Source organism: Elizabethkingia argenteiflava (assembly GCF_009904105.1).
GTDB classification, from domain to species: domain Bacteria; phylum Bacteroidota; class Bacteroidia; order Flavobacteriales; family Weeksellaceae; genus Elizabethkingia; species Elizabethkingia argenteiflava.
Genome location: NZ_JAAABJ010000522.1, coordinates 1 through 374 on the forward strand (window position 1 = coordinate 1; position 374 = coordinate 374).

General features: G+C 34.5%; 2 pseudogenes. Both read left to right on the forward strand.

The features are described 5' to 3' along the window. Positions 1-255 (forward strand): annotated as a pseudogene (locus tag GNY06_RS15680) (IS1 family transposase); the annotation flags it as partial. After that, positions 207-374 (forward strand): annotated as a pseudogene (locus GNY06_RS15685) (IS1 family transposase); the annotation flags it as partial. The pseudogenes GNY06_RS15680 and GNY06_RS15685, both read left to right, overlap by 49 nt.

The following is a 374-nucleotide window of genomic DNA, read 5'->3' on the forward strand; positions in this document are numbered from 1 at the left end:
ATCGGCAGGATTTTAGATATTAGCAATGTCACTATTTTGAATTGGATTCGTAGTTTTGGTCAAGAAGTACAATCGTTGCAATGTGGATCTAAGGAAATAAAAGTGGTAGCGTTAGATGAAATGCACAGTTATATAGGGAGTAAAAAAAACACTATTGGATCTGGATTGCTGTTGATAGATTTGGAAAAAGATTCATCAATTTCGTTATTGGTGACAGAAGCCATAAAACAGCAGAAAAGTTTTGGGGAACAATAAAACAACACAAAATGGAGAAGATAGCAAGTGATCACTGGAAAAGCTACCAAAGCATTGTTGCTAAAGAGAAGCATCTTCAGACAAAAGCAGAAACATTTACCGTAGAAGCTTATAATAAT